Source organism: Streptococcus oralis (assembly GCF_001075875.1).
GTDB lineage: Bacteria > Bacillota > Bacilli > Lactobacillales > Streptococcaceae > Streptococcus > Streptococcus oralis_I.
Window position 1 is genome coordinate 1 of record NZ_JUOS01000179.1, and the last position, 300, is coordinate 300.

The 300-nt window shown below is 31.7% G+C and carries 1 pseudogene; it reads left to right on the forward strand.

Annotated elements, in window-relative coordinates:
- Positions 1-12: 12 nt before the first annotated feature.
- Positions 13-300, forward strand: a pseudogene (locus tag ADM33_RS09535) (hypothetical protein); the annotation flags it as partial.

Sequence of the window (300 nt, forward strand, 5' to 3'; positions counted from 1 at the left end):
TTATATTATACTATGGCTTTAGCCAATCTAGCAATCAAACTGACAAAAGTTGAAGAAATTACTAAGGTTGCTCAAGAAATTAATGATATCTACAAAAAGTTCAATGAGCCCCAAGATATTGCTTTACATTATGCTAGAGCCTTAATCAGTGTCTCGACTAAACAAACTAAGGCTGAAGAATTTGCTGAAACTACTCAAAAAATTCAGGTTATATACGAAAAATTCAATGAACCTCAAGACATTGCTTTATATTATACTATGGCTTTAGCCAATCTAGCAATCAAACTGACAAAAGTTGAA